This is a genomic window from Pseudomonas sp. AP3_22 TE3818 (assembly GCF_053628995.1).
Genome location: NZ_JBRJHL010000001.1, coordinates 5,695,909 through 5,719,264, shown reverse-complemented (window position 1 = coordinate 5,719,264; position 23,356 = coordinate 5,695,909). Strand labels below are relative to the sequence as shown.

Below are 23,356 nucleotides of genomic sequence, written 5' to 3'. Positions count from 1 at the left end.
TGCCTGAAAACTGCCAAAAAAAACGGCGATCATTTTAATGATCGCCGTTTTTGTCTGTGGGCTATCGATTCAAGGCATCAGCACTTCAATCGAGCCATCGGCGCTCATGCTGACCTGGCTGGTGCCGGCTTCGACATCCGGTGTCACAGGGGCGGCGTCCATGGCGGCCGCTTTCATCATCATCGGCGCGCGCAGGTAAGGCGGTGGATAACCGTTGCTGTTGAGGTTCAGGTTGACGATTTTGTAGCTCTTGCCGCCGAGGGCATCGGTGGCCAGTTGGGCGCGGGCCTTGAAGGCAGCCACGGCGTCCTTGAGCAAGGCGTCTTCGCTGGCCTTGCGGGTCGGGGTGGCGATGGCGAAATCCATGCCACCCATTTTCAGGTCGGTGAGCAGCTCGCCGGTCAGCTTCGACAGCGCGGCGAAGTCCGAGCTTTCCAGGCGCAATTCGGCGCGCTCACGCCAGCCGGTGATTTTCTGGCCCTTGGTGTCGTAGATCGGGTAGCTGTTGCGACTGCCCTGGCGCAGGGTGATGTCCTTGACCTGCCTGGCCTGGGCCAGCGCCTTGTTCATGGTGGTGCTGACGTCGGCGGCGAGTTTGGCCGGGTCGCTGTTCTGTTCTTCGGTGTAGAGCGTCACGATCATCAGGTCGCGGGCCACTTCCTGACTGACTTCGGCGCGCAGGGAAATCTGGTTGTAATGCAGTTCGTCGGCGGCCAGGACCGGGAGGCTGGCGACGGTGCCGAGACTCAGGGCGAGGAGGGTGGCGCTGCGGCGGAATGTGTGCATGAAGGCTCCTTGAAAGGTGCGCAGGGGTATCGTCCGGACCTGCGTGAAACCATCAGACTCTAGCTTTTATGCTCTGGTTCGCACAGTTACAACTTCTATACAGATGCAGGCGGCCCTTTGTAGGCGCGAGCTTGCTGTGGCGAGGGGGCTTGTCGGACCGCCGCACCGCCCCGTTCGGCTGCGAAGCAGTCACAGATTGCCTCACTTGGTTCAACCGATAAAATGCGGCGGCAGGTTTTAGGACTGCTTCGCAGTCCAACGGGGGCAAGCCCCCTCGCCACAGAGTTCATTGCATGCAGTTCCACGCCAATGACTGTGGCCGTTTGCCGCACTTTTGCCTGTCAGCCCCCGCGCTTGGTTATACTCCCTGCGATCCGCCTGGAGCGCTCATCAGGAGAGCTCATGCTCGCCCCCGTTCAAATCACTTCCGCCACTCGCCAGAACCTCTGGCGGCTGACATTCATCCGCACATTGGTGCTGGCCGCCCAGGCCGGTTCCGTGGGCCTGGCCTACTGGCTCGAACTGTTGCCACTACCCTGGTTTCAACTGGCTGCGACCCTTGCCTGCTCGATGCTGCTGTGCGTGTTCACAGCGATTCGCCTGCGTACCTCGTGGCCGGTGACCGAGCTCGAATACGCCGTGCAACTGGCTTGCGACCTGTTTATCCACAGCGCATTGCTGTATTTCTCCGGTGGCTCGACCAACCCCTTCGTCTCCTATTACCTGGTGCCGTTGACCATTGCCGCCGTGACGTTGCCCTGGCGTTATTCGGTGATCCTCTCGGGTATCGCGCTGACGATGTACACACTGCTGCTGGCGCAGTTCTATCCGCTGCAAACCTTCCCCATCGCCCGGGAAAACCTGCAGGTGTACGGGATGTGGTTGAGCTTTGCCCTCGCGGCTGCGGTCATCACGTTCTTCGCCGCGCGCATGGCCGAGGAACTGCGTCGTCAGGAAGAGTTGCGCGCCATTCGCCGCGAAGAAGGCCTGCGCGATCAGCAGCTGTTGGCCGTCGCCACCCAGGCCGCTGGTGCCGCCCATGAGCTGGGCACACCGCTTGCGACCATGAGTGTGTTACTCAAGGAAATGCGTCAGGACCACCTTGACCCGATGTTGCAGGATGACCTGAGCGTGCTGCAGGATCAGGTCAAGCTGTGTAAAGAGACCTTGCAGCATCTGGTGCGCGCCGCGGAGGCCAATCGCCGGTTGGCGGTGGAGATGCAGGACGTCACCGACTGGCTTGATGAAGCCCTCAATCGCTGGCACCTGATGCGCCCGGAAGCCAGCTATCGCTTCCAGCGCCTCGGCCAGGGCCCGGTACCCCGTATGGCGCCGCCGCCGGACTTGACCCAGGCGTTGCTGAATCTGCTGAACAACGCCGCCGATGCCTGCCCCGAAGGGCTGCAAGTGACGCTGGACTGGGATTGGGAAAACCTCACCATCAGCATCCGTGACCATGGCGCCGGCGTGCCGCTGGCCATCGCCGAGCAAATCGGCAAACCGTTTTTTACCACCAAGGGCAAAGGTTTCGGCCTGGGCCTGTTTTTGAGCAAGGCCAGCGTGACACGCGCCGGCGGCTCAGTGAAACTCTACAGTCATGAGGAAGGCGGAACGCTCACCGAGCTGCGCCTTCCCCGTGTCGCCCGAGGAGACGAACATGAGTGAAGAGATCCAAGTCGAAGGCGAAGAACTGCCGCATTTGTTGCTGGTCGATGACGACGCCACATTCACCCGCGTCATGGCCCGCGCCATGGCCCGCCGCGGTTTTCGCGTCAGCACTGCCGGTTCCGCCGAAGAAGGCCTGGAACTGGCCAAGGCCGATCTGCCGGACTACGCCGCCCTGGACCTGAAAATGGACGGTGATTCGGGCCTGGTGCTGCTGCCCAAGTTGCTGGAAATGGACCCGGAAATGCGCGTGGTGATCCTTACCGGTTATTCGAGCATTGCCACCGCCGTCGAGGCGATCAAGCGCGGTGCCTGCAACTACCTGTGCAAACCGGCTGACGCCGACGACGTGCTGGCGGCGCTGCTGTCCGAACACGCCGACCTCGACAGCCTGGTGCCGGAAAACCCGATGTCCGTGGACCGCCTGCAGTGGGAGCACATCCAGCGCGTGCTGACCGAGCACGAAGGCAACATCTCCGCCACTGCCCGCGCCCTGGGCATGCACCGCCGCACCCTGCAGCGCAAACTGCAGAAGCGCCCCGTTCGCCGCTGAACCTGCGCTGAACGAATGCGGGCCGTATCTCGCGACAAAGCGGACCGATCATCTATGATCGGTTCGTGCGTGTTCTTTTCTTTATCGAGCCTTATCCATGAATCAGAACGCTGAGTATTCCGCGGTCAACGACGCCGTGCGCGGGCAGTTTTTTCGCAAAGTGTGGGCGATGATCACGCCTTACTGGCGCAGTGAAGAGAAGGTCAAGGCCTGGACACTGCTGATCGCGGTGATTGCGCTGTCGCTGATCAGCGTGGGGATCTCGGTGTGGTTCAACACCTGGTACAAGGACTTCTACAACGCGCTGCAAAAGAAGGATGAGGCAGCGTTCTGGCAACTGATCCTGTATTTCTGTGCGATTGCGGCGGTGGCGATCGTCGGCGCGGTGTATCGGCTCTACCTGACGCAGATGCTGACGATCCGCTGGCGGGCGTGGCTCACCGAAAAGCATTTCAGCCGTTGGCTGGCGGACAAAAACTATTACCAGCTGGAGCAGGGCGGTTACACCGATAACCCGGACCAGCGGATTTCCGAAGACCTCAACAACTTCACCTCCAACACCCTTGAACTGGGTATCGGGCTGCTGCGCAATATCGTCAGCCTGGTGTCGTTCTCGATCATTCTGTGGGGCGTGTCGGGCAGTATCGAAGTGTTCGGCATCACCATTCCCGGCTACATGTTCTGGTGCGTGCTGGTTTACGCCGTGGTGGGCAGTTGGCTGACGCATTTGATCGGTCGTCGCTTGATCGGTCTGAACAACCAACAACAACGCTTCGAAGCCGACCTGCGTTTCTCCATGGTGCGGATTCGCGAAAATGCCGAAAGCATCGCGTTGTACAACGGCGAACCGAACGAGAATCGGCGGTTGAGCAGTCGCTTCGGGATGGTCTGGCATAACTTCTGGGACATCATGAAGGTGTCCAAGCGCCTGACGTTTTTCACCGCCGGTTACAGCCAGGCAGCCATCATCTTCCCGTTCATCGTTGCCTCGCCGCGTTACCTCTCAGGCAAGATCGAACTGGGCGAACTGATGCAGATCAGCTCGGCGTTCGGCAATGTGCAGGAAAGCTTCAGCTGGTTCATCAGCGCCTACCAGAGCCTCGCTTCCTGGCGCGCCACCTGTGATCGTCTGCTGAGCTTCCACCAGGCCATGCGTGACAACGAAGAGCGTGCGCCAGCGATCGACGTGCAGAATTCGGGCTCCGTCCTGAGGGTGCATAACCTCGGTCTCGACCTGGCGGAAGGTCGTCACCTGCTGACCAACGCCGACATGACCGTGGAGGAGGGCGACCGTGTGATGCTCAGCGGTCGTTCCGGCAGCGGCAAGTCGACCCTGCTGCGGGCAATGGGGCATCTGTGGCCGGCCGGCCACGGCAGTATTCGCCTGCCATCGGCGCGTTACCTGTTCCTGCCGCAAAAACCGTATTTGCCGATTGGCACCCTGCGTGATGTCCTCAGTTATCCACAGCCCGGCGATACCTATCCGAACGAGCGCTACGTGCAGGTGCTGGAAACCTGTCGTTTGCCGCACCTGATTGCCCGTCTCGACGAAGCCAACCACTGGCAGCGCATGTTGTCTCCGGGTGAACAGCAGCGCCTGGCCTTTGCCCGTGCGCTGCTTTATGCACCGCAATGGCTGTACATGGACGAAGCGACCTCGGCGATGGACGAAGAAGACGAGGCCACGCTGTACCAGGCGTTGATCGATGAATTGCCGGGGCTGAGCATTGTCAGCGTCGGCCATCGCAGCAGCCTCAAGCGCTTCCATCCGCGGCATGTTCGTATCGAGAATGGCCATCTGGTGGAGCAGGCCGTGACCGCGTAAACACCCCGATACCTTGTGCGAGCGAGCTTGCTCGCGATGGACTTGAAAGCGCCGCATTTATTCAGAATGCACGCGTTATCGTTAGCCTCCATCGCGAGCAAGCTCGCTCCTGCATGGGGCGGTGGTGATCGTACAACCGCGTTGCGCTATGATGCGCTTTCAGCCGCCGAACTTTTCGAGACCGATGTTCACCATGGAAAACCCGATCGACACACCACGCCTCCCACGCAAGCGTCGCAGCCTCGCTCAGGAACTGGTGACGGTGCTGTCCGAGCAGATCCGCGACGGTCATCTCAAGCGTGGCGACAAGTTGCCCACCGAGTCGGCCATCATGGATGCCCATGGTGTCAGCCGCACGGTGGTGCGCGAAGCGATATCCCGTCTGCAGGCGGCCGGCCAGGTGGAAACCCGCCATGGCATCGGCACCTTCGTGCTCGACACGCCGAGCCCGAGTGGCTTTCGTATCGACCCGGCGACCGTGGTGACCTTGCGCGATGTGCTGGCGATCCTGGAGTTGCGTATCAGTCTCGAAGTGGAGTCCGCCGGCCTGGCGGCGCAACGCCGTAGTCCGGAACAACTGGCCAACATGCGCGCCGCCCTCGATGCGTTGAATGAAAGCGCCGCCCACGCCAGTGACGCCGTGGCTTCGGACTTCGCCTTCCACCTCGAAATTGCGCTGTCCACCGGCAACCGCTACTTCACCGACATCATGACTCACCTGGGCACCAGCATTATCCCGCGCACACGGTTGAATTCCGCGCGCCTGGCCCATGACGACCAGCAGCACTACATGGGTCGCCTGAGCCGCGAGCACGAGGAAATCTACGACGCCATTGCCCGTCAGGATTCCGATGCGGCCCGGGCCGCCATGCGTTTGCACCTGACCAACAGTCGTGAGCGGTTGCGCCATGCCCATGAAGAGGCTGAGGCGCAGCGGGGCTGAGTGTTTTGATCCAAGCCGGTATTGGCTGACAGATTGCCTTCGCGAGCAAGCCCGCTCCCACACTTGATCTGCGTCGTTCACAAATTGTGAGTTCGCATAAATTCAAATGTGGGAGCGGGCTTGCTCGCGAAGAGGCCGTAAGCCATCCCACAAAACCTTCAGTCAGCCTCTATTGTACTTATCCCTCGCCACAATCTTCCGACAACGTATCTCCTGAGCACCTGTTTTTCGAGGTGTGATCATCCCTGTTCTCTCCGCGCAGTCCCTCTAAAACAAGGGTTTTGCATATTCGTGTCGAACAATTTTCACCACCAGCGATGAAATGCAGTTGACGGTTGTATTTTAAGTTGTACGATGACCTACAACTTCGGCGCAGGCTGAACGGTTTTCTCACACAACGTCGCTATCCAGGGTGTTCGAATAATGAATCCACAAGAACTGAAGTCCATCCTCTCTTCCGGTCTGCTGTCTTTCCCGGTCACCGATTTCAATGCTCAGGGCGACTTCAATCGCGCGGGTTATATCAAGCGTCTCGAATGGCTGGCCCCATACGGCGCCTCGGCGCTGTTCGCCGCGGGCGGCACCGGTGAGTTCTTCTCTCTGGCGGCCAGCGAATATTCGGAAATCATCAAGACGGCGGTCGACACTTGCGCCACCAGCGTGCCAATCCTGGCCGGCGTGGGCGGTTCGACCCGTCAGGCCATCGAATATGCACAGGAAGCCGAGCGTCTGGGTGCCAAGGGCCTGTTGCTGCTGCCGCACTACCTGACTGAAGCCAGCCAGGACGGCGTTGCCGCCCACGTTGAAGCCGTGTGCAAATCGGTCAACATCGGCGTGGTGGTCTACAACCGTAACGTCTGCCGCCTGACCGCACCGCTGCTGGAACGCCTGGCCGAGCGCTGCCCGAACCTGATCGGCTACAAGGATGGCCTGGGTGATATCGAGTTGATGGTGTCGATCCGTCGTCGCCTCGGTGATCGCTTCAGCTACCTGGGTGGCTTGCCGACCGCCGAAGTTTACGCCGCGGCCTACAAGGCACTGGGCGTGCCGGTCTACTCCTCGGCGGTGTTCAACTTCATCCCGAAAACCGCGATGGATTTCTACCACGCGATCGCTCGCGAAGATCACGCCACCGTCGGCAAGATCATCGACGACTTCTTCCTGCCGTACCTGGACATCCGTAACCGCAAGGCCGGTTATGCCGTGAGCATCGTCAAGGCCGGGGCAAAAATTGCCGGCTACGACGCGGGTCCTGTGCGTGCACCGCTGACCGATCTGACCGGCGAAGAGTACGAAATGCTCGCCGCGCTGATCGACAAGCAGGGTGCGCAGTAACACATCCGATTAAGTAAGGCCGCTGAGCGATCAGCGGCTTTTTGCGTGAGGAGAACATCTCGTGGCAGATGCAAAGCGTTTCGATAACTACATCAATGGCGAATGGGTCGCGGCCAGCGATTACTCGACCAACATCAACCCGTCCGAGCTGAGCGACGCCATCGGCGACTACGCCAAGGCTGATCTGGCCCAGGTCAACGCTGCCATCGAAGCTGCCCGAGCGGCGTTCCCGGCGTGGTCCACTTCCGGCATCCAGGCGCGCCACGATTCCCTGGATAAAGTCGGCACCGAAATCCTCGCCCGTCGCGAAGAACTCGGCACCCTGCTGGCCCGCGAAGAGGGCAAGACCCTGCCCGAAGCCATCGGTGAAGTGACCCGTGCCGGCAACATCTTCAAGTTCTTCGCCGGTGAATGCCTGCGTCTGTCCGGCGACTACCTGCCGTCGGTACGTCCTGGCGTCAACGTTGAAGTCACTCGCGAAGCCCTGGGCGTGGTCGGTCTGATCACGCCGTGGAACTTCCCGATCGCGATCCCGTCGTGGAAAATCGCCCCGGCCCTGGCCTACGGCAACTGTGTGGTGTTGAAACCTGCAGACCTGGTACCGGGCTGCGCCTGGGCCCTGGCGGAAATCATTTCCCGCGCCGGTTTCCCGGCCGGCGTGTTCAACCTGGTGATGGGCAGCGGTCGCGTAGTCGGCGAAGCGTTGGTCAACAGCCCGAAAGTCGATGGCATCAGCTTCACCGGTTCCGTGGGCGTGGGTCGTCAGATCGCCGTCAACTGTGTATTGCGCCAGGCCAAGGTGCAGCTGGAAATGGGCGGCAAGAACCCGCAGATCATTCTCGACGACGCCGACCTCAAGCAAGCGGTCGAGCTGTCAGTACAGAGCGCGTTCTACTCCACCGGCCAGCGTTGCACTGCATCCAGCCGCTTTATCGTCACCGCTGGCATTCATGACAAGTTCGTCCAAGCCATGGCCGAACGCATGAAGTCGATCAAGGTCGGCCATGCGTTGAAGGCTGGCACCGATATCGGTCCGGTGGTCTCGCAAGCGCAACTTGAACAGGACATGAAGTACATCGACATCGGCCAGACCGAAGGTGCACGTCTGGTCAGCGGCGGAGGTCTGGTGACCTGCGACACCGAGGGCTACTTCCTCGCGCCGACCCTGTTTGCCGACAGCGAAGCGTCGATGCGCATCAGCCGCGAAGAGATCTTTGGCCCGGTGGCCAACATCGTCCGCGTCGCCGATTACGAAGCCGCGCTGGCCATGGCCAACGACACCGAGTTCGGGCTGTCGGCGGGCATTGCCACCACCTCGCTGAAATACGCCAACCACTTCAAGCGCCACTCCCAGGCCGGGATGGTGATGGTCAACCTGCCGACCGCCGGTGTGGATTACCACGTTCCGTTCGGTGGGCGTAAAGGTTCATCCTATGGATCACGTGAGCAAGGTCGCTATGCGCAAGAGTTCTACACGGTCGTGAAGACCAGCTACATCGGTTCCTGATCTACCTGTAGGAGCCGGCTTGCTGGCGATGCAGGCACCTAGGTGTGTCATTCACACCACGGGGATGCGATCGCCAGCAAGCCGGCTCCTACAAGCGACACCGTTATTACCCGCATAAAAATAATCAGTGGGAGTACATCTACATGCAATCGACCAAGCCGACTCACGTCCGCTATTTGATCCTGCTCATGCTGTTTCTGGTGACCACGATCAACTACGCCGACCGCGCGACCATCGCCATCGCCGGCTCGAGCCTGCAAAAAGACCTCGGCATCGACGCGGTCACCCTCGGTTATATCTTCTCCGCATTCGGTTGGGCCTACGTGGCCGGGCAAATCCCCGGTGGCTGGTTGCTGGACCGTTTCGGTTCGAAAAAAATCTACGCGTTGAGCATCTTCACCTGGTCGCTGTTCACCGTCCTGCAGGGTTATGTCGGCGAGTTCGGCATGTCCACGGCGGTGGTTGCGCTGTTCATGCTGCGCTTTTTGGTCGGCCTGGCCGAAGCGCCATCCTTCCCCGGCAACGCGCGCATCGTGGCGGCCTGGTTTCCGACCGCTGAACGCGGCACCGCTTCGGCGATCTTCAACTCGGCGCAATACTTTGCCACCGTGTTGTTCGCACCGCTGATGGGCTGGATCGTCTACAGCTTCGGCTGGCAGCATGTGTTCATCGTCATGGGCGTGATCGGCATCATCTTCTCCGGGATCTGGCTGAAGGTTATCCACAGCCCGCGCCAACACCCGATGATCAACGATGCCGAGTTCAAGCACATCGCCGACAACGGCGGCATGGTCGACATGGACCAGGACAAGGGCAAAGGCAAGAAGACCGACGGCCCGAAATGGGACTACATCCGTCAGTTGCTGACCAATCGCATGATGCTCGGCGTGTACCTGGGCCAGTACTGCATCAACGGCATCACTTACTTCTTCCTGACCTGGTTCCCGGTGTACCTGGTGCAGGAGCGCGGCATGACCATCCTCAAGGCCGGTTTCATCGCGTCCTTGCCGGCGATCTGCGGCTTCATCGGTGGCGTGCTCGGCGGGGTGATTTCCGATTACCTGTTGCGCAAAGGCCATTCCCTGACCTTCGCCCGCAAGGCGCCGATCATTGCCGGCCTGCTGGTTTCCAGCAGTATCGTGGCGTGCAACTACGTGGACGTAGAATGGATGGTGGTCGGCTTCATGGCCCTGGCGTTCTTCGGCAAAGGCGTTGGCGCACTGGGCTGGGCCGTGGTGTCCGATACTTCGCCCAAGCAGATCGCCGGTCTGAGCGGCGGCCTGTTCAACACCTTCGGTAACCTGGCTTCGATCACCACCCCGATCGTCATCGGCTACATCATCAGCTCCACCGGTTCGTTCAAGTGGGCGCTGGTGTTCGTCGGTTGCAACGCGCTGGTCGCGGTGTTCAGCTACCTGGTGATCGTAGGCCCGATCAAGCGTGTGGTGCTCAAAGAGCCTCCCGCGAATGGTACTGAAGCCCCTGGCAAATTGTCTCAAGCGCATTCCTGAGGAGCGGCGTCATGCAATTGATTGAGCATTCCGATTCGCCGCGCTACATCCGCCTGCACGAGCGGGATAACGTGGTGATCGTGGTCAATGATCAGGGCGTACCGGCCGGTACCGAATTTGCGGACGGCCTGGTCACCGTGGACTTCGTACCACAGAGCCACAAGGTCACCCTGGAAGACATTCCCGAGGGCGGCCAGGTGATTCGTTACGGCCAGGTCATCGGTTACGCCTTGCAGCCGATTCCCCGCGGCAGCTGGGTCAAGGAAGATCAACTGCGCATGCCGACCGCGCCACCGCTGGACAGCCTGCCGCTGTCCACCGACGTGCCCGCGGCGCAGGCACCGCTGGAAGGCTTCACCTTCGAGGGTTATCGCAACGCCGACGGCACCGTCGGCACGCGCAACATTCTTGGCATCACCACCACCGTGCAATGTGTGACAGGCGTGCTGGATCATGCGGTCAAGCGCATCAAGGCCGAGTTGCTGCCCAAGTACCCGCACGTCGATGACGTGGTCGCCCTGACCCACAGCTACGGCTGTGGCGTGGCGATCACCGCCACCGACGCGTACATCCCGATTCGCACGGTGCGCAACCTGGCGCGCAACCCGAACCTGGGCGGCGAAGCGCTGGTGATCAGCCTGGGCTGCGAGAAATTGCAGGCCGGGCAGGTGATGCACGAGAACGACAGTTCGGTGGATTTGAGCGAGCCATGGCTGTACCGCTTGCAGGACTCCAGCCACGGCTTCACCGAGATGATCGAGCAGATCATGGCGCTGGCCGAAACCCGTTTGAAGAAGCTCGATCAACGTCGCCGGGAAACCGTGCCGGCGTCCGAGCTGATTCTCGGCATGCAGTGTGGCGGCAGTGATGCGTTCTCCGGCATCACCGCCAACCCGGCGCTCGGTTATGCCTCGGACCTATTGCTGCGGGCCGGTGCGACGGTGATGTTTTCCGAAGTCACCGAAGTGCGCGATGCCATTTACCTGCTGACCTCCCGCGCGGAAAACCAGGACGTCGCCCAGGAACTGGTGCGGGAAATGGATTGGTACGACCGTTACCTGGCCAAGGGCGAAGCGGACCGCAGCGCCAACACCACGCCGGGCAACAAGAAGGGCGGGCTGTCGAACATTGTCGAGAAGTCCCTGGGCTCGATCGTCAAGTCCGGTAGCAGCGCGATCAACGGCGTGCTTGGCCCTGGTGAGCGTTTCAAGCGCAAAGGCCTGATCTTCTGCGCGACCCCGGCCAGCGACTTTGTCTGCGGGACGCTGCAACTGGCGGCGGGGATGAACCTGCATGTGTTCACCACCGGTCGCGGCACGCCTTACGGACTGGCCATGGCACCGGTGGTGAAGGTATCGACCCGGACCGAACTGGCGCAGCGCTGGCCGGACCTGATCGACATCGACGCCGGGCGCATTGCCACCGGCCGCGCTTCCATTGAAGATCTCGGCTGGGAGTTGTTCCACTACTATCTGGACGTGGCCAGCGGCAAGAAGCAGACGTGGGCGGAGCAGCACAAGCTGCATAACGACATCACCCTGTTCAACCCGGCGCCGATTACCTGAGACCGAGTAGCCTGCATCGCTGGCAAGCCAGCTCCTACAGAATATGTGTTCGGCGCGATCCTGTAGGAGCTGGCTTGCCAGCGATAGCGGTCTACCAGACGCCGGAGTCTCCAGTGGCTTATCATTAGCCCCCTAACGACGCCCACCCCAAGGTCCTCTCCGGCATGCTGGCAATTTTTCTCGAAACCCTGAACATCACCGCGCCGGTATTCGCCATGCTGTTTCTGGGGGTGCTGCTCAAGCGCATCGACTGGATCAACGACAACTTCATCCACACCGCGTCGGCCCTGGTGTTCAATGTCACCATGCCGGCGCTGCTGTTTCTGGGCATCCTGCATGCCGACCTGCACGCGGCGTTGCAGCCGGCGCTGCTGATCTATTTCTCCCTCGCGACCCTGGTGGGCTTTGCCATCGCCTGGGGCTGGGCGATCTGGAAGTGTCCGCGGGAAGATAGGGGGATCTATACCCAGGGCGCCTTTCGCGGTAACAACGGGGTGATCGGCCTGGCGCTGGCGGCCAGCATGTACGGCGACTACGGGATTTCCCTCGGGGCGATCCTCGCGGCGCTGGTGATCCTGTTTTACAACACGCTCTCGACCATCGTCCTGGCGGTGTACAGCCCGGTGATCAAGTCCGATCCTTGGAGTATCTGCAAAAGCGTGTTCAGCAATCCGTTGATCATCAGCGTGATGGCGGCGGCGCCCTTCGCCTATTTCAAGATCGGCTTGCCAGGGTGGCTGGAGACCTCCGGCCAATATCTGGCACAAACCACCTTGCCACTGGCGCTGATCTGCATCGGCGGCACTTTGTCCATGGCGGCGCTGCGCAAAAGCGGCAACATGGCGCTGAGTTCAAGCCTGGTAAAGATGATCGGCTTGCCGGTATTGGCAACGCTGGGGGCGTGGTTGTGGGGTTTTCGCGGCGCGGAATTGGGGATTCTGTTTCTGTACTTCGGCAGCCCGACCGCCGCTGCCAGTTTTGTGATGGCGCGGGCGGCCGAGGGCAATCATGAACTGGCGGCAGCGATTATCGTGATCACCACGCTGATGGCGGCGGTCACCACCAATGTCGGGATCTTCTTTTTGCAGTGGGGTGGGTGGATCTGACCTCAGGCTTTGCGGTGTTCTTTCGAGCCATTCGCGAGCAAGCCCGCTCCCACATTTGGAATGCATTCCTCTGTGGGAGCGGGCTTGCTCGCGAAGGCGTCATGTCGGGCGCCCCGATTTCAATGACTCACTCAGGCTTCTGGTAACTGTCGATCACTTCCTGCGCCGCGCGAAACGCATCAATCGCCGCCGGCACGCCGGCATACACCGCGCAATGCAGCAACGCCTCGCGAATTTCTTCCACGGTGCAGCCGTTGTTCAAGGCCCCACGCACGTGACCTTTCAATTCCTGCGGGCACTTGAGTGCGGTCAGGGCGGCGAGGGTGATCAGGCTGCGGGTTTTCAGCGGCAGGCCTTCGCGATTCCACACGCCGCCCCAGGCGTGTTCATTGACAAAGTCCTGCAGCGGCTGGGTGAACTCGGTGGCGTTGCCCAGTGCGCGGTCGACGAAGGCGTCGCCCATTACTTGGCGACGGACTTCAACGCCGTTTTTTTTATTCTCGGTCATGGGACTTCCTTTTTATGGTGTTGGCGATGCCAGGCGCGTAGCGACGTGAACAGCAAAAACGCCACCAGCGCCGGCAGGACGAAAAACAGCATCAGGTGTTCCAGCCTGCCGGCCAGTGGCATGCCGGTGGTGAACGACACTACGTGCAGCCCATACGCCAGGTACAAACCCAGAAACAGCAGGCCTTCGGCGCGGGTCACCCGGTAACCGGAGTAGAACACCGGCAGGCACAGCGCCGCGACGCCGAGCATCACCGGCAGGTCGAAATCCAGGGCATTGGGCGACACCGACAGCGGCGATGGCGCCACCAGCGCGGTAAAGCCGAGCACCCCCAGGAGGTTGAACAGGTTGCTGCCAATCACGTTGCCCACGGCGATATCGCGCTCGCCGCGCATTGCCGCAATCAACGAAGTGGCGAGCTCAGGCAGTGAGGTGCTGACGGCGACGATGGTCAGGCCAATGATCCGCTCCGACAACCCGAGATCGGTGGCGACCGCAACCGCGGCGCCCAGCAGCAAGTGCCCGGCGTACACCAGCATCGCCAGCCCGGCGACGATCATCAGCAGGCTGCTCAACCATGGCGCTTGCACGTTGTGATCATGGCTCGATAGCGGGCGTGCCGAGTGTCGCGACTGGCGCAGCAGCAACCCCAGGTAAATCGCCAGTGCCGTCAGCAGCATCACGCCGTCGACACGGGTCAGTTCTTCATTCCAGGCGAGTACGAACACCAGCAGGCTGGCGCCGATCATCAGTGGAATATCCAGGCGCACCAGTTGCCGGGAAACACGTAATGGAATGATCAGGGCGGACAGCCCGAGGGTGACGAGGATGTTGAAAATGCTGCTGCCGATCACACTGCCGACGGCAATGTCGGCATTGTGCGCCAGGGTCGCCTGCAGGCTGACCGCCATTTGCGGTGCGCTGCTGCCGAGGGCGACGATGGTCAGGCCGATGATCAGCGGGCGTATGTGCAACCGCGCGGCAATGCGTACGGCGGCGCGCACCGTCAATTCGGCGCCGACAATCAGCAGAAACAATCCGCTGAGCAATTCGATCACGCTGATCAGGGGTAAGTCGGCTAGTCCGAAAATGGTCGGGGCTCCATCGGTCAGTCGTCGAGGGCTTGCACGCGAACCCGCGCGGTGCCGCTGCGCAGCATGCCCAGGCGCTCGGCGGCTTCATGGGACAGGTCGATCAGGCGGCCACGGGTGTGCGGTCCGCGATCATTGATGCGGACCACGCAGGATTTGTCGTTGTTCAGGTTGGTCACCTTCACCCGCGTACCGAAGGGTAGCTGGCGATGGGCGGCGGTCATGGAATTCTTGTCGAAACGCTCGCCGCTGGCGGTGCGTTTGCCTTGGTGTTTGGAGCCGTAGTACGAAGCCACGCCGGTTTTGTCGTAGCCGTGCGGGTCGACGGTGTCGGTGCTGGCGCAACCGGCCAGGAGTGAGAGAAGGGCGCAAAGTCCAAGTAGACGCTTCATTTGAAAGCTTCCGAAAACAAATGTGGGAGCGGGCTTGCTCGCGAATGCATTCTGACAGTCAACTTTGAGTTGAGTGCCGAGCCGCATTCGCGAGCAAGCCCGCTCCCACAGGAAAATGGAGCCAGTGAGTCGGGCTGGCTCCATTCTCATCAGCCTTCGAGCTTGCTTTTCAGCAGTTCGTTGACCTGTTGCGGGTTAGCCTTGCCTTTGGAAGCTTTCATGGCCTGGCCGACGAAGAAGCCGAACATCTTGCCGCGCTTGGCTTCGTCTGCCGCCCGGTATTGTTCGACCTGCTCGGCGTTGGCCGCGAGCATTTCGTCCAGCACCGCCGAGATCGCGCCAGTGTCGGTCACTTGCTTGAGGCCGCGCTTGTCGATGATCTCGTCCGCGCTGCCTTCGCCGTTGGCCATCGCTTCGAACACCACCTTGGCGATCTTGCCGGAGATGGTGTTGTCCTTGATGCGCAGCAGCATGCCGCCCAGAAGCTCGGCGGAAACCGGCGAATCTTCGATATCCAGGCCTTGCTTGTTGAGCAGGCTGCCCAACTCGACCATCACCCAGTTCGCCGCCAGCTTGGCGTCGCCGCCGATGCTTGCGACTTTCTCGAAATAATCGGCTTGCTCGCGGCTGGTGGCCAGGACGCTGGCGTCGTAGACCGACAGACCGAACTGCGCCTGGAAACGCTCGCGCTTCTGCGGCGGCAACTCCGGCAGGGTGGCGCGCACGTCGTCGAGGAAGGTGTTTTCGATCACGACTGGCAGCAGGTCCGGATCAGGGAAGTAACGGTAGTCGTTGGCTTCCTCTTTGCTGCGCATCGGACGTGTTTCGTCCTTGTTCGGATCGTACAGACGGGTCTGCTGGATCACCTTGCCGCCGTCTTCGATCAGCTCGATCTGACGCTGGATTTCGCTGTTGATCGCTTTTTCGATGAAGCGGAACGAGTTGACGTTCTTGATCTCGCAGCGAGTGCCGAACTCGACCTGGCCTTTCGGACGGATCGATACGTTGCAGTCGCAACGCAGCGAACCTTCGGCCATGTTGCCGTCGCAGATGCCCAGGTAACGCACCAGCGCGTGGATCGCCTTGACGTAAGCCACGGCTTCCTTGGCGCTGCGCATGTCCGGTTCGGAAACGATTTCCAGCAGCGGTGTGCCGGCACGGTTCAGGTCGATGCCGCTGGCGCCGCTGAATTCTTCGTGCAGGCTCTTGCCGGCGTCTTCTTCAAGGTGCGCGCGGGTGATGCCGACCCGTTTGACCGTGCCGTCTTCCAGAGCGATGTCCAGGTGGCCCTTGCCAACGATCGGCAATTCCATCTGGCTGATCTGGTAGCCCTTGGGCAGGTCCGGGTAGAAGTAGTTTTTACGGGCGAACACGTTGTGCTGGCCGATCTCGGCGTCAATCGCCAGACCGAACATCACCGCCATGCGCACCGCTTCCTGGTTCAGCACCGGCAATACGCCGGGCATGCCCAGGTCTACCAGGCTGGCCTGGGTGTTCGGCTCGGAGCCGAACGTGGTGGAACTACCGGAAAAGATTTTCGACCGGGTGGTGAGCTGGGTGTGAATCTCCAGCCCGATCACGACTTCCCATTGCATGTGTGTCTCCTCAGAAGCCGGTTGGGGTGCGGGTGTGCCAGTCAGTGTTCAACTGGTACTGGTGCGCAACATTGAGCAAGCGGCCTTCCTGGAAATATGGAGCGAGCAATTGCACGCCAACCGGCAGACCGTCGACAAAACCGGCCGGCATCGACAGGCCCGGCAGGCCCGCGAGGTTGGCGGTGATGGTGTAGACGTCTTCCAGGTACGCAGCGACCGGGTCGCTGTTCTTGGCGCCGAGCTTCCAGGCCGGGTTCGGCGTGGTTGGGCCGAGGATGATGTCGACCTCATTAAAGGCCGCCATGAAGTCGTTCTTGATCAAGCGACGGATCTTCTGCGCCTTGAGGTAGTAGGCGTCGTAGTAGCCGGCGGACAGTGCGTAGGCACCGACCATGATCCGGCGCTGCACTTCCGCGCCGAAGCCTTCACCACGGGAGCGCTTGTACAGGTCTTCCAGGTTTTTCGGGTCTTCGCAGCGATAGCCGAAACGCACGCCGTCGAAACGCGACAGGTTGGAAGAGGCTTCCGCCGGGGCGATCACGTAGTACGCAGGAATCGCGTGCTGCATGTTCGGCAGGCTGATTTCCTTGATCACGGCGCCGAGCTTTTCCAGCTCCTTGATGCTGTTGTGGATCAGTTCGGCAATGCGCGGGTCGAGACCGGCGCTGAAGTATTCCTTCGGCACACCGATGCGCAGGCCTTGCAGCGAGCCGTTGAGGCTGGCGCTGTAGTCCGGCACGGGTTCATCGATGCTGGTGGAGTCGTTCGGATCGAAGCCGGCCATACCTTGCAACAAAATCGCGCAGTCTTCGGCCGTGCGCGCCAACGGGCCACCCTGATCGAGGCTGGAGGCGTAGGCGATCATGCCCCAGCGCGAAACACGACCGTACGTCGGTTTCAGGCCGGTGAGGTTGGTCAGGGCCGCCGGCTGACGAATCGAACCGCCAGTGTCGGTACCGGTGGCCGCAGGCAACAGACGAGCGGCCACCGCCGCCGCCGAACCACCGGACGAACCGCCCGGTACGTGTTCCAGGTTCCACGGGTTTTTCACCGCGCCGTAGTAGCTCGACTCGTTGGCCGAACCCATGGCGAATTCGTCCATGTTGGTCTTGCCCAGGGTCACGGCCCCGGCGGCAGCCAGCTTGGCGACGACAGTGGCGTCGTACGGTGCTTTAAAGTTGTCGAGCATCTTCGAGCCGCAACTGGTGCGAATGCCCTGGGTGCAGAACAGGTCTTTGTGTGCGATCGGCGCGCCGAGCAGGGCGCCGCTCTCACCATTGGCCCGGCGGGCGTCAGCGGCTTTCGCCTGCGTCAGCGCCAGGTCTTCGGTGAGGCTGATGAAACTGTTGAGCTGCGGATCGAGCTGGGCGATGCGCGCCAGCAGGACTTTGGTCAGCTCTTCGGAGGAAAACTTTTTATCGGCGAGTCCGCGGGCGATCTCGGCCAGAGTCAATTGATGCATTGCAGGCTCTTTCCCTTTAGTCGATGACTTTCGGAACCAGGTACAGGCCGTTTTCGACCGCTGGTGCGATGGACTGGTAGGCCTCGCGGTTATTGGTCTCGGTCACGACGTCCGCGCGCAGGCGCTGGCTGGCTTCCAGCGGGTGGGCCAGCGGTTCGATACCGTCGGTATTGACCGCCTGCATTTCGTCGACCAGCCCGAGAATGCTGTTGAGGGCCGAAGTGATGTGTGGAAGATCGGCATCATTGAGGCCCAGACAGGCCAGATGAGCGATTTTTTCCACGTCGGAGCGTTCTAGCGCCATTGGGATTCTCCAGTGGAAAACAAAACGGACGGCGTCCGTGTGTTAGATTGTCGGAACACTACCGCACTTCTACGGTCATAAGGCCGCGATTGTGGGGCTTGGTGCACAGAAAAGCGGCCAATTTAACATATTGGCGCCTTGCCCAAAATCCCTGTCGTTGTTAGAGTTTGCCGCACTTTTTTACCCACGCGTTGCCTAGGGTCCCTTTCCCATGTTCAAGAAACTGCGTGGCATGTTTTCCAGCGATCTTTCCATTGACCTGGGCACTGCCAACACCCTTATTTACGTGCGCGAGCGCGGTATCGTCCTGAATGAGCCCTCCGTTGTGGCCATTCGGACACACGGTAACCAGAAAAGTGTCGTTGCTGTCGGCACCGAAGCCAAGCGCATGCTCGGCCGTACTCCGGGCAACATTGCTGCCATTCGTCCGATGAAGGACGGCGTGATCGCCGACTTCAGCGTTTGCGAAAAAATGCTGCAGTACTTTATCAACAAGGTTCACGAAAACAGCTTTCTGCAGCCAAGCCCGCGCGTGTTGATCTGCGTTCCATGCAAATCCACCCAGGTTGAGCGTCGTGCCATCCGTGAGTCGGCCCTTGGCGCCGGTGCTCGTGAAGTGTTCCTGATCGAAGAGCCAATGGCCGCTGCGATCGGTGCCGGCCTGCCGGTTGAAGAAGCTCGCGGTTCGATGGTCGTGGATATCGGTGGCGGTACCACCGAAATCGCGCTGATCTCCCTGAACGGTGTGGTTTACGCCGAATCCGTACGCGTTGGCGGCGACCGCTTCGACGAAGCGATCATCACCTACGTGCGTCGCAACTACGGCAGCCTGATCGGCGAATCCACCGCCGAGCGCATCAAGCAGGAAATCGGCACGGCCTACCCGGGCGGCGAAGTTCGCGAAGTCGACGTTCGTGGCCGTAACCTGGCCGAAGGCGTTCCACGCGCATTCACCCTGAACTCCAATGAAGTGCTGGAAGCTCTGCAAGAGTCCCTGGCAACCATCGTTCAGGCCGTGAAAAGTGCCCTGGAGCAATCGCCTCCGGAACTGGCTTCCGACATCGCCGAGCGCGGTCTGGTACTGACCGGTGGTGGCGCCTTGCTGCGCGACTTGGACAAGTTGCTGGCCCAGGAAACCGGTCTGCCGGTGATCGTTGCCGAAGACCCGCTGACCTGCGTTGCTCGCGGCGGTGGCCGTGCATTGGAAATGATGGATAAACACACCATGGACCTGCTTTCCAGCGAATAAGTCGTCGGATCGCTTCTATGCTGTTGAGCGCGCAGGCGGCACTTTGCAGTGCTGCCTGTTCGCGTTTATCTTCTGTCAGTCTGCATCCAGGCCGGATTGCTGCCGTATGAATAAACAGAACATTTGCCTGGGAGGAGCGGCTTATTAAACCGCTTTTCACCAAGGGTCCTTCGCTGGGCGTGCGCCTGTTGGTGCTGGTCGTGCTATCGGTCGCGCTGATGGTGGTCGATGCCCGCTTCAGTCTGCTCAAGCCTGCACGCAGCCAGATGTCGCTGGTGCTGATGGACGCCTACTGGATCACCGACTTGCCCGGACGACTGTGGGAAGGCGTTGCCAGCCAGTTTGGCAGCCGGACCGAACTCGTCGCCGAAAACGAAAAACTCAAGACCGAGAACCTGCTGCTGCAGGGGCGCATGCAGAAGCTTGCCGCCCTGACCGAGCAGAACGTTCGGCTGCGCGAGTTGCTCAACTCTTCGGCACTGGTCAACGAGAAGGTCGAAGTGGCCGAGTTGATCGGCATGGACCCCAACCCCTTCACCCATCGCATCATCATCAATAAAGGTGAGCGCGACGGCGTGGTCCTCGGTCAGCCGGTACTCGACGCCCGCGGCCTGATGGGCCAGGTGGTCGAGTTGATGCCCTATACCTCCCGCGTCCTGCTGCTGACCGACACCACTCACAGCATTCCGGTGCAGGTGAACCGTAACGGATTGCGGGCGATTGCCAGCGGCACCGGCAACCCGGAACGCCTTGAGTTGCGTCATGTGGCCGATACCGCCGACATCAAGGAAGGCGACTTGCTGGTCAGCTCCGGCCTCGGCCAACGTTTCCCGGCCGGTTATCCGGTGGCGACGGTCAAGGAAGTGATTCACGATTCCGGCCAGCCGTTTGCCATTGTCCGCGCCATTCCGACCGCCGCCTTGAACCGCAGCCGCTACCTGCTGCTGGTGTTCAGCGACACCCGTACCCCGGAAGAACGCGCCAACGCTGCCGCCCAGGCCCAGGAAAGCTTGGATGCACAGGGCGGTGGCCCGATGATTCCGGCGACCGTTCCGAAGCTGGTCAACCCCGCAGTTCCCGCGGCACCGGTCGCCGCACCGGCAGTTCCTGCCACGGCGGCGCCTGCGGCCACCGCACCCGTCAAGCCGGCCACCACGCCAGCCAAGCCTGCGGCCACGCATCCTGCGGCGGCTAAACCGCCGGCGGCGCAACCCGCTGCCGCGAAGCCTGCCGCCAAACCGCCAGTCTCCGCGCCGGCCACTCCAGTGGGGAGAGAATAATGGGCGGTGTAAAAGCATCCCGAAACGGCTGGATAGTCTGGCTGACGTTCGCCGTCGGACTACTCCTCAGTGTTTCGCCTTTGCCGCAATTCATGGAAATCCTGCGCCCGCTGTGGCTGGCCTTGTTGCTGGCATTCTGGGCGTTGAACCTGCCGCAGACCGTCGGGATGGTGACGGCGTTTTGCCTGGGGCTGGCTGAAGACGTGCTCTACGGTACCTTGCTGGGGCAGAATGCCTTGATCCTGACCCTCATCACCTATCTGGTACTGGCGCTGCAACAACGCCTGCGGATGTTCCCGATGTGGCAGCAGAGCCTGGTGATCCTGGTGATCTTCGGCCTCGCCCAGCTGGTACAACTCTGGCTCAGTGCCTTGACCGGCAATCGTCAGCCGACGCTGGCGCTGGTGTTGCCGGCACTGGTCAGTGCGTTGCTCTGGCCCTGGATCAGTTTCGGTTTGCGCGGACTGCGTCGACGCTACAAAATCAATTAATTCGCTCAGGCATTAGACAGGGAGAGGTCTTGATGAAACGGTTGTACCTCGCCTCTGGCTCGCCACGCCGGCGTGAATTGCTCACGCAGATCGGCGTTCCGTTCTCCGCCGTCAGTGCGGACATCGATGAAACTCCTATAGATCAAGAGTCCCCGTCGGCCTATGTCGAGCGTCTGGCACGTGGCAAGGCCGAGGCCGGGCGCGGCAGCGTCGTGTCTGACGAGCCGTTCTGCGTGCTCGGAGCCGATACCGCCGTGGTGCTCGATGGAAAAATTCTCGGCAAACCGGTTGATCAAGCGGATGCCTGCGCCATGCTGATGATGTTGTCAGGGTGTGAGCATGAAGTCCTGACCGCGATTGCGCTGCTCTACGGCGAACGCTGCGAGTCCCGGGTTGTCACCAGTCGCGTGCGTTTTCGTGATATCAGTCGTGAAGAAGCCGCAGCCTACTGGGCCAGTGGCGAACCAAGGGACAAGGCGGGCGGTTATGGCATTCAAGGACTGGGTGCGGTGTTTGTCGCCGGGCTCAATGGAAGTTATTCAGCGGTGGTCGGACTGCCGCTTTGCGAAACCGCGGAACTGCTCGGCCATTTCGGCATACCCTGTTGGCAAACCCGGAACGCACACTAAGCAACGTTCTGAACAGATGCGGCCATTATCGTGAACATGCCTGAACGAGACCCTGCCATGAGTGAAGAGATCCTGATCAACATCACGCCGATGGAGTCGCGCGTGGCGGTGGTCGAAAACGGTGTCCTGCAAGAGGTCCACGTCGAGCGTACGCAAAAGCGCGGGATCGTCGGCAACATCTATAAAGGCAAAGTCGTGCGGGTATTGCCGGGGATGCAGGCGGCATTCGTCGATATCGGCCTGGATCGCGCGGCGTTCATTCACGCGTCGGAAATTTCCCTGCGCGAAGGCCCGGCGGTCGAGAGCATCAGCGCACTGGTGCACGAAGGCCAGAGCCTGGTGGTGCAAGTGACCAAGGACCCGATCGGTTCCAAAGGCGCACGCCTGACCACCCAGCTGTCGATCCCTTCGCGCTACCTGGTGTACATGCCGCGCACGGCCCATGTCGGGATTTCCCTGAAGATCGAAGACGAAGCCGAGCGCGAACGTCTCAAGCAAGTGGTCACCGATTGCGTGGCCAAGGAAGGTATCAAGGAGGCCGGCGGTTTCATCCTGCGCACGGCCGCCGAAGGCGCCGGCGCCGATGAAATCCTCATGGACATCCGCTACCTGCGAAGGCTCTGGGATCAGATCAGCGCCCAGATCAAAACCATCAGCGCGCCCAGCGTGATCTACGAAGACCTCGGTCTGGCGCTGCGCACCCTGCGTGACCTGGTAAGCCCGAAAATCGAGAAGATTCGCATCGACTCCCGGGAAACCTTCCAGAAGACCACGCAATTTGTCGCCGAATTGATGCCGGAGATTGCCGACCGTCTGGAGCATTACCCGGGCGAGCGGCCGATTTTCGACCTGTATGGCGTCGAAGACGAAATCCAGAAGGCCCTCGAGCGCAAGGTCCCGCTCAAGTCCGGCGGATATCTGGTGGTCGACCCGGCGGAAGCCATGAGCACCATCGACGTCAATACCGGGGCGTTCGTCGGCCATCGCAACCTCGAAGAAACCATCTTCAAGACCAACCTCGAAGCCGCGACGGCCATCGCCCGTCAATTGCGCCTGCGCAACCTCGGCGGAATCATCATCATCGACTTCATCGACATGGAGGATGAAGAGCACCAGCGCCAGGTGCTGCGCACGCTCGAGAAGCAGCTGGAACGCGATCACGCCAAGACCAACATCATCGGTATCACCGAGTTGGGCCTGGTGCAGATGACCCGCAAGCGCACCCGCGAAAGCCTTGAACAAGTCTTGTGCGAACCGTGCAACGCCTGTCAGGGGCGCGGCAAGCTCAAGACGCCGGAAACCGTGTGTTACGAAATCTTTCGCGAAATCCTGCGTGAGGCTCGCGCCTATCAGGCAGAGGGCTATCGTGTATTGGCCAACCAGAAAGTTGTCGACCGCCTGCTCGACGAGGAGTCGGGCAACGTCGCCGAGCTGGAAGGGTTTATCGGGCGCACCATCCGTTTCCAGGTCGAAACCATGTATTCCCAGGAACAATACGACGTGGTGCTGCTCTGAAGCGTTTCGTTTTGATTATTCGAGAATGGCTGGCCTCAGCTTTT

General features: G+C 60.9%; 21 protein-coding genes. 14 read left to right on the top strand and 7 right to left on the bottom strand.

Annotation, left to right across the window (positions count from 1 at the left end; all coding sequences use genetic code 11):
• Positions 1 to 69 precede the first annotated feature (69 nt).
• Entirely contained in the window at positions 70 to 786 is a 717-nt protein-coding gene (locus AB7M25_RS26105; protein ID WP_429518322.1) for an SIMPL domain-containing protein, read from the bottom strand.
• A 402-nt stretch (positions 787 to 1,188) separates the two neighbouring features.
• Here AB7M25_RS26105 and AB7M25_RS26100 point away from each other — a divergent pair, with 402 nt between their 5' ends.
• From AB7M25_RS26100 to AB7M25_RS26060, 9 genes are all read left to right on the top strand, one after another.
• Positions 1,189 to 2,451: an ATP-binding protein gene (locus AB7M25_RS26100; RefSeq protein ID WP_429384204.1), complete on the top strand. Its 1,263-nt coding sequence runs from the start codon at positions 1,189 to 1,191 to the stop codon at positions 2,449 to 2,451.
• Positions 2,444 to 3,004 carry a response regulator transcription factor gene (locus tag AB7M25_RS26095; protein ID WP_007973041.1) on the top strand — a complete coding sequence of 187 codons (561 nt, stop codon included), beginning with the start codon at positions 2,444 to 2,446 and terminating at the stop codon, positions 3,002 to 3,004. Before AB7M25_RS26100 ends, AB7M25_RS26095 begins: the two co-directional genes overlap by 8 nt.
• A gap of 97 nt (positions 3,005 to 3,101) precedes the next feature.
• Positions 3,102 to 4,829 (top strand): ABC transporter ATP-binding protein/permease, encoded by a 1,728-nt coding sequence (locus AB7M25_RS26090; protein ID WP_429384202.1) that lies wholly within the window; start codon positions 3,102 to 3,104, stop codon positions 4,827 to 4,829.
• 193 nt (positions 4,830 to 5,022) lie between these two features.
• Positions 5,023 to 5,772, top strand: coding sequence for a FadR/GntR family transcriptional regulator (locus AB7M25_RS26085; protein WP_015093478.1), 750 nt, complete (start codon positions 5,023 to 5,025; stop codon positions 5,770 to 5,772).
• Between the two features lie 423 nt (positions 5,773 to 6,195).
• Positions 6,196 to 7,107: a 5-dehydro-4-deoxyglucarate dehydratase gene (gene kdgD, locus AB7M25_RS26080; RefSeq protein WP_007976489.1), complete on the top strand. Its 912-nt coding sequence runs from the start codon at positions 6,196 to 6,198 to the stop codon at positions 7,105 to 7,107.
• A 61-nt stretch (positions 7,108 to 7,168) separates the two neighbouring features.
• Positions 7,169 to 8,614 (top strand): aldehyde dehydrogenase family protein, encoded by a 1,446-nt coding sequence (locus tag AB7M25_RS26075; RefSeq protein WP_429384199.1) that lies wholly within the window; start codon positions 7,169 to 7,171, stop codon positions 8,612 to 8,614.
• A 143-nt stretch (positions 8,615 to 8,757) separates the two neighbouring features.
• On the top strand, positions 8,758 to 10,125 hold the full coding sequence (locus AB7M25_RS26070; protein ID WP_223546322.1) for an MFS transporter: 1,368 nt from the start codon (positions 8,758 to 8,760) through the stop codon (positions 10,123 to 10,125).
• An 11-nt stretch (positions 10,126 to 10,136) separates the two neighbouring features.
• Complete coding sequence (gene garD, locus AB7M25_RS26065; protein ID WP_429384197.1) at positions 10,137 to 11,690, top strand: galactarate dehydratase; 1,554 nt, start codon at positions 10,137 to 10,139, stop codon at positions 11,688 to 11,690.
• Between the two features lie 164 nt (positions 11,691 to 11,854).
• Positions 11,855 to 12,796, top strand: a complete 942-nt coding sequence (locus AB7M25_RS26060) for an AEC family transporter (protein WP_218482343.1) — start codon at positions 11,855 to 11,857, stop codon at positions 12,794 to 12,796.
• A 127-nt stretch (positions 12,797 to 12,923) separates the two neighbouring features.
• On the opposite strand, the gene AB7M25_RS26055 is transcribed toward AB7M25_RS26060, so the two are convergent.
• From AB7M25_RS26055 to gatC, 6 genes are all read right to left on the bottom strand, one after another.
• A complete protein-coding gene (locus tag AB7M25_RS26055) occupies positions 12,924 to 13,304 on the bottom strand; it encodes a carboxymuconolactone decarboxylase family protein (RefSeq protein WP_429384195.1) in 381 nt (126 codons plus the stop codon).
• Positions 13,301 to 14,362 carry a calcium/sodium antiporter gene (locus AB7M25_RS26050; RefSeq protein ID WP_454238160.1) on the bottom strand — a complete coding sequence of 354 codons (1,062 nt, stop codon included), beginning with the start codon at positions 14,360 to 14,362 and terminating at the stop codon, positions 13,301 to 13,303. Before AB7M25_RS26050 ends, AB7M25_RS26055 begins: the two co-directional genes overlap by 4 nt.
• A gap of 50 nt (positions 14,363 to 14,412) precedes the next feature.
• The gene (locus tag AB7M25_RS26045; protein WP_429384191.1) at positions 14,413 to 14,787 is read right to left on the bottom strand and encodes a septal ring lytic transglycosylase RlpA family protein; all 375 of its coding nucleotides are present in this window, start codon (positions 14,785 to 14,787) and stop codon (positions 14,413 to 14,415) included.
• A gap of 149 nt (positions 14,788 to 14,936) precedes the next feature.
• Positions 14,937 to 16,382 (bottom strand): Asp-tRNA(Asn)/Glu-tRNA(Gln) amidotransferase subunit GatB, encoded by a 1,446-nt coding sequence (gene gatB / locus AB7M25_RS26040; protein WP_429384189.1) that lies wholly within the window; start codon positions 16,380 to 16,382, stop codon positions 14,937 to 14,939.
• Between the two features lie 10 nt (positions 16,383 to 16,392).
• The gene (gene gatA, locus AB7M25_RS26035) at positions 16,393 to 17,844 is read right to left on the bottom strand and encodes an Asp-tRNA(Asn)/Glu-tRNA(Gln) amidotransferase subunit GatA (protein WP_007976467.1); all 1,452 of its coding nucleotides are present in this window, start codon (positions 17,842 to 17,844) and stop codon (positions 16,393 to 16,395) included.
• Positions 17,845 to 17,860: 16 nt separating this feature from the next.
• Positions 17,861 to 18,148 carry an Asp-tRNA(Asn)/Glu-tRNA(Gln) amidotransferase subunit GatC gene (gatC, locus tag AB7M25_RS26030; protein WP_007976465.1) on the bottom strand — a complete coding sequence of 96 codons (288 nt, stop codon included), beginning with the start codon at positions 18,146 to 18,148 and terminating at the stop codon, positions 17,861 to 17,863.
• Between the two features lie 211 nt (positions 18,149 to 18,359).
• Here gatC and mreB point away from each other — a divergent pair, with 211 nt between their 5' ends.
• The 5 genes from mreB to rng all read left to right on the top strand — a co-directional run bounded on the left by mreB (position 18,360) and on the right by rng (position 23,312).
• Positions 18,360 to 19,397 (top strand): rod shape-determining protein MreB, encoded by a 1,038-nt coding sequence (gene mreB / locus AB7M25_RS26025; RefSeq protein WP_002555108.1) that lies wholly within the window; start codon positions 18,360 to 18,362, stop codon positions 19,395 to 19,397.
• A 143-nt stretch (positions 19,398 to 19,540) separates the two neighbouring features.
• Positions 19,541 to 20,677 (top strand): rod shape-determining protein MreC, encoded by a 1,137-nt coding sequence (gene mreC / locus AB7M25_RS26020; protein ID WP_429394097.1) that lies wholly within the window; start codon positions 19,541 to 19,543, stop codon positions 20,675 to 20,677.
• Positions 20,677 to 21,168 (top strand): rod shape-determining protein MreD, encoded by a 492-nt coding sequence (gene mreD, locus AB7M25_RS26015; protein WP_007970244.1) that lies wholly within the window; start codon positions 20,677 to 20,679, stop codon positions 21,166 to 21,168. Before mreC ends, mreD begins: the two co-directional genes overlap by 1 nt.
• Before the next feature lie 32 nt (positions 21,169 to 21,200).
• The gene (locus tag AB7M25_RS26010) at positions 21,201 to 21,797 is read left to right on the top strand and encodes a Maf family protein (RefSeq protein ID WP_454238159.1); all 597 of its coding nucleotides are present in this window, start codon (positions 21,201 to 21,203) and stop codon (positions 21,795 to 21,797) included.
• Positions 21,798 to 21,854: 57 nt separating this feature from the next.
• Positions 21,855 to 23,312, top strand: coding sequence for a ribonuclease G (rng, locus tag AB7M25_RS26005; RefSeq protein ID WP_007970246.1), 1,458 nt, complete (start codon positions 21,855 to 21,857; stop codon positions 23,310 to 23,312).
• The last annotated feature ends 44 nt before the right edge of the window (positions 23,313 to 23,356 follow it).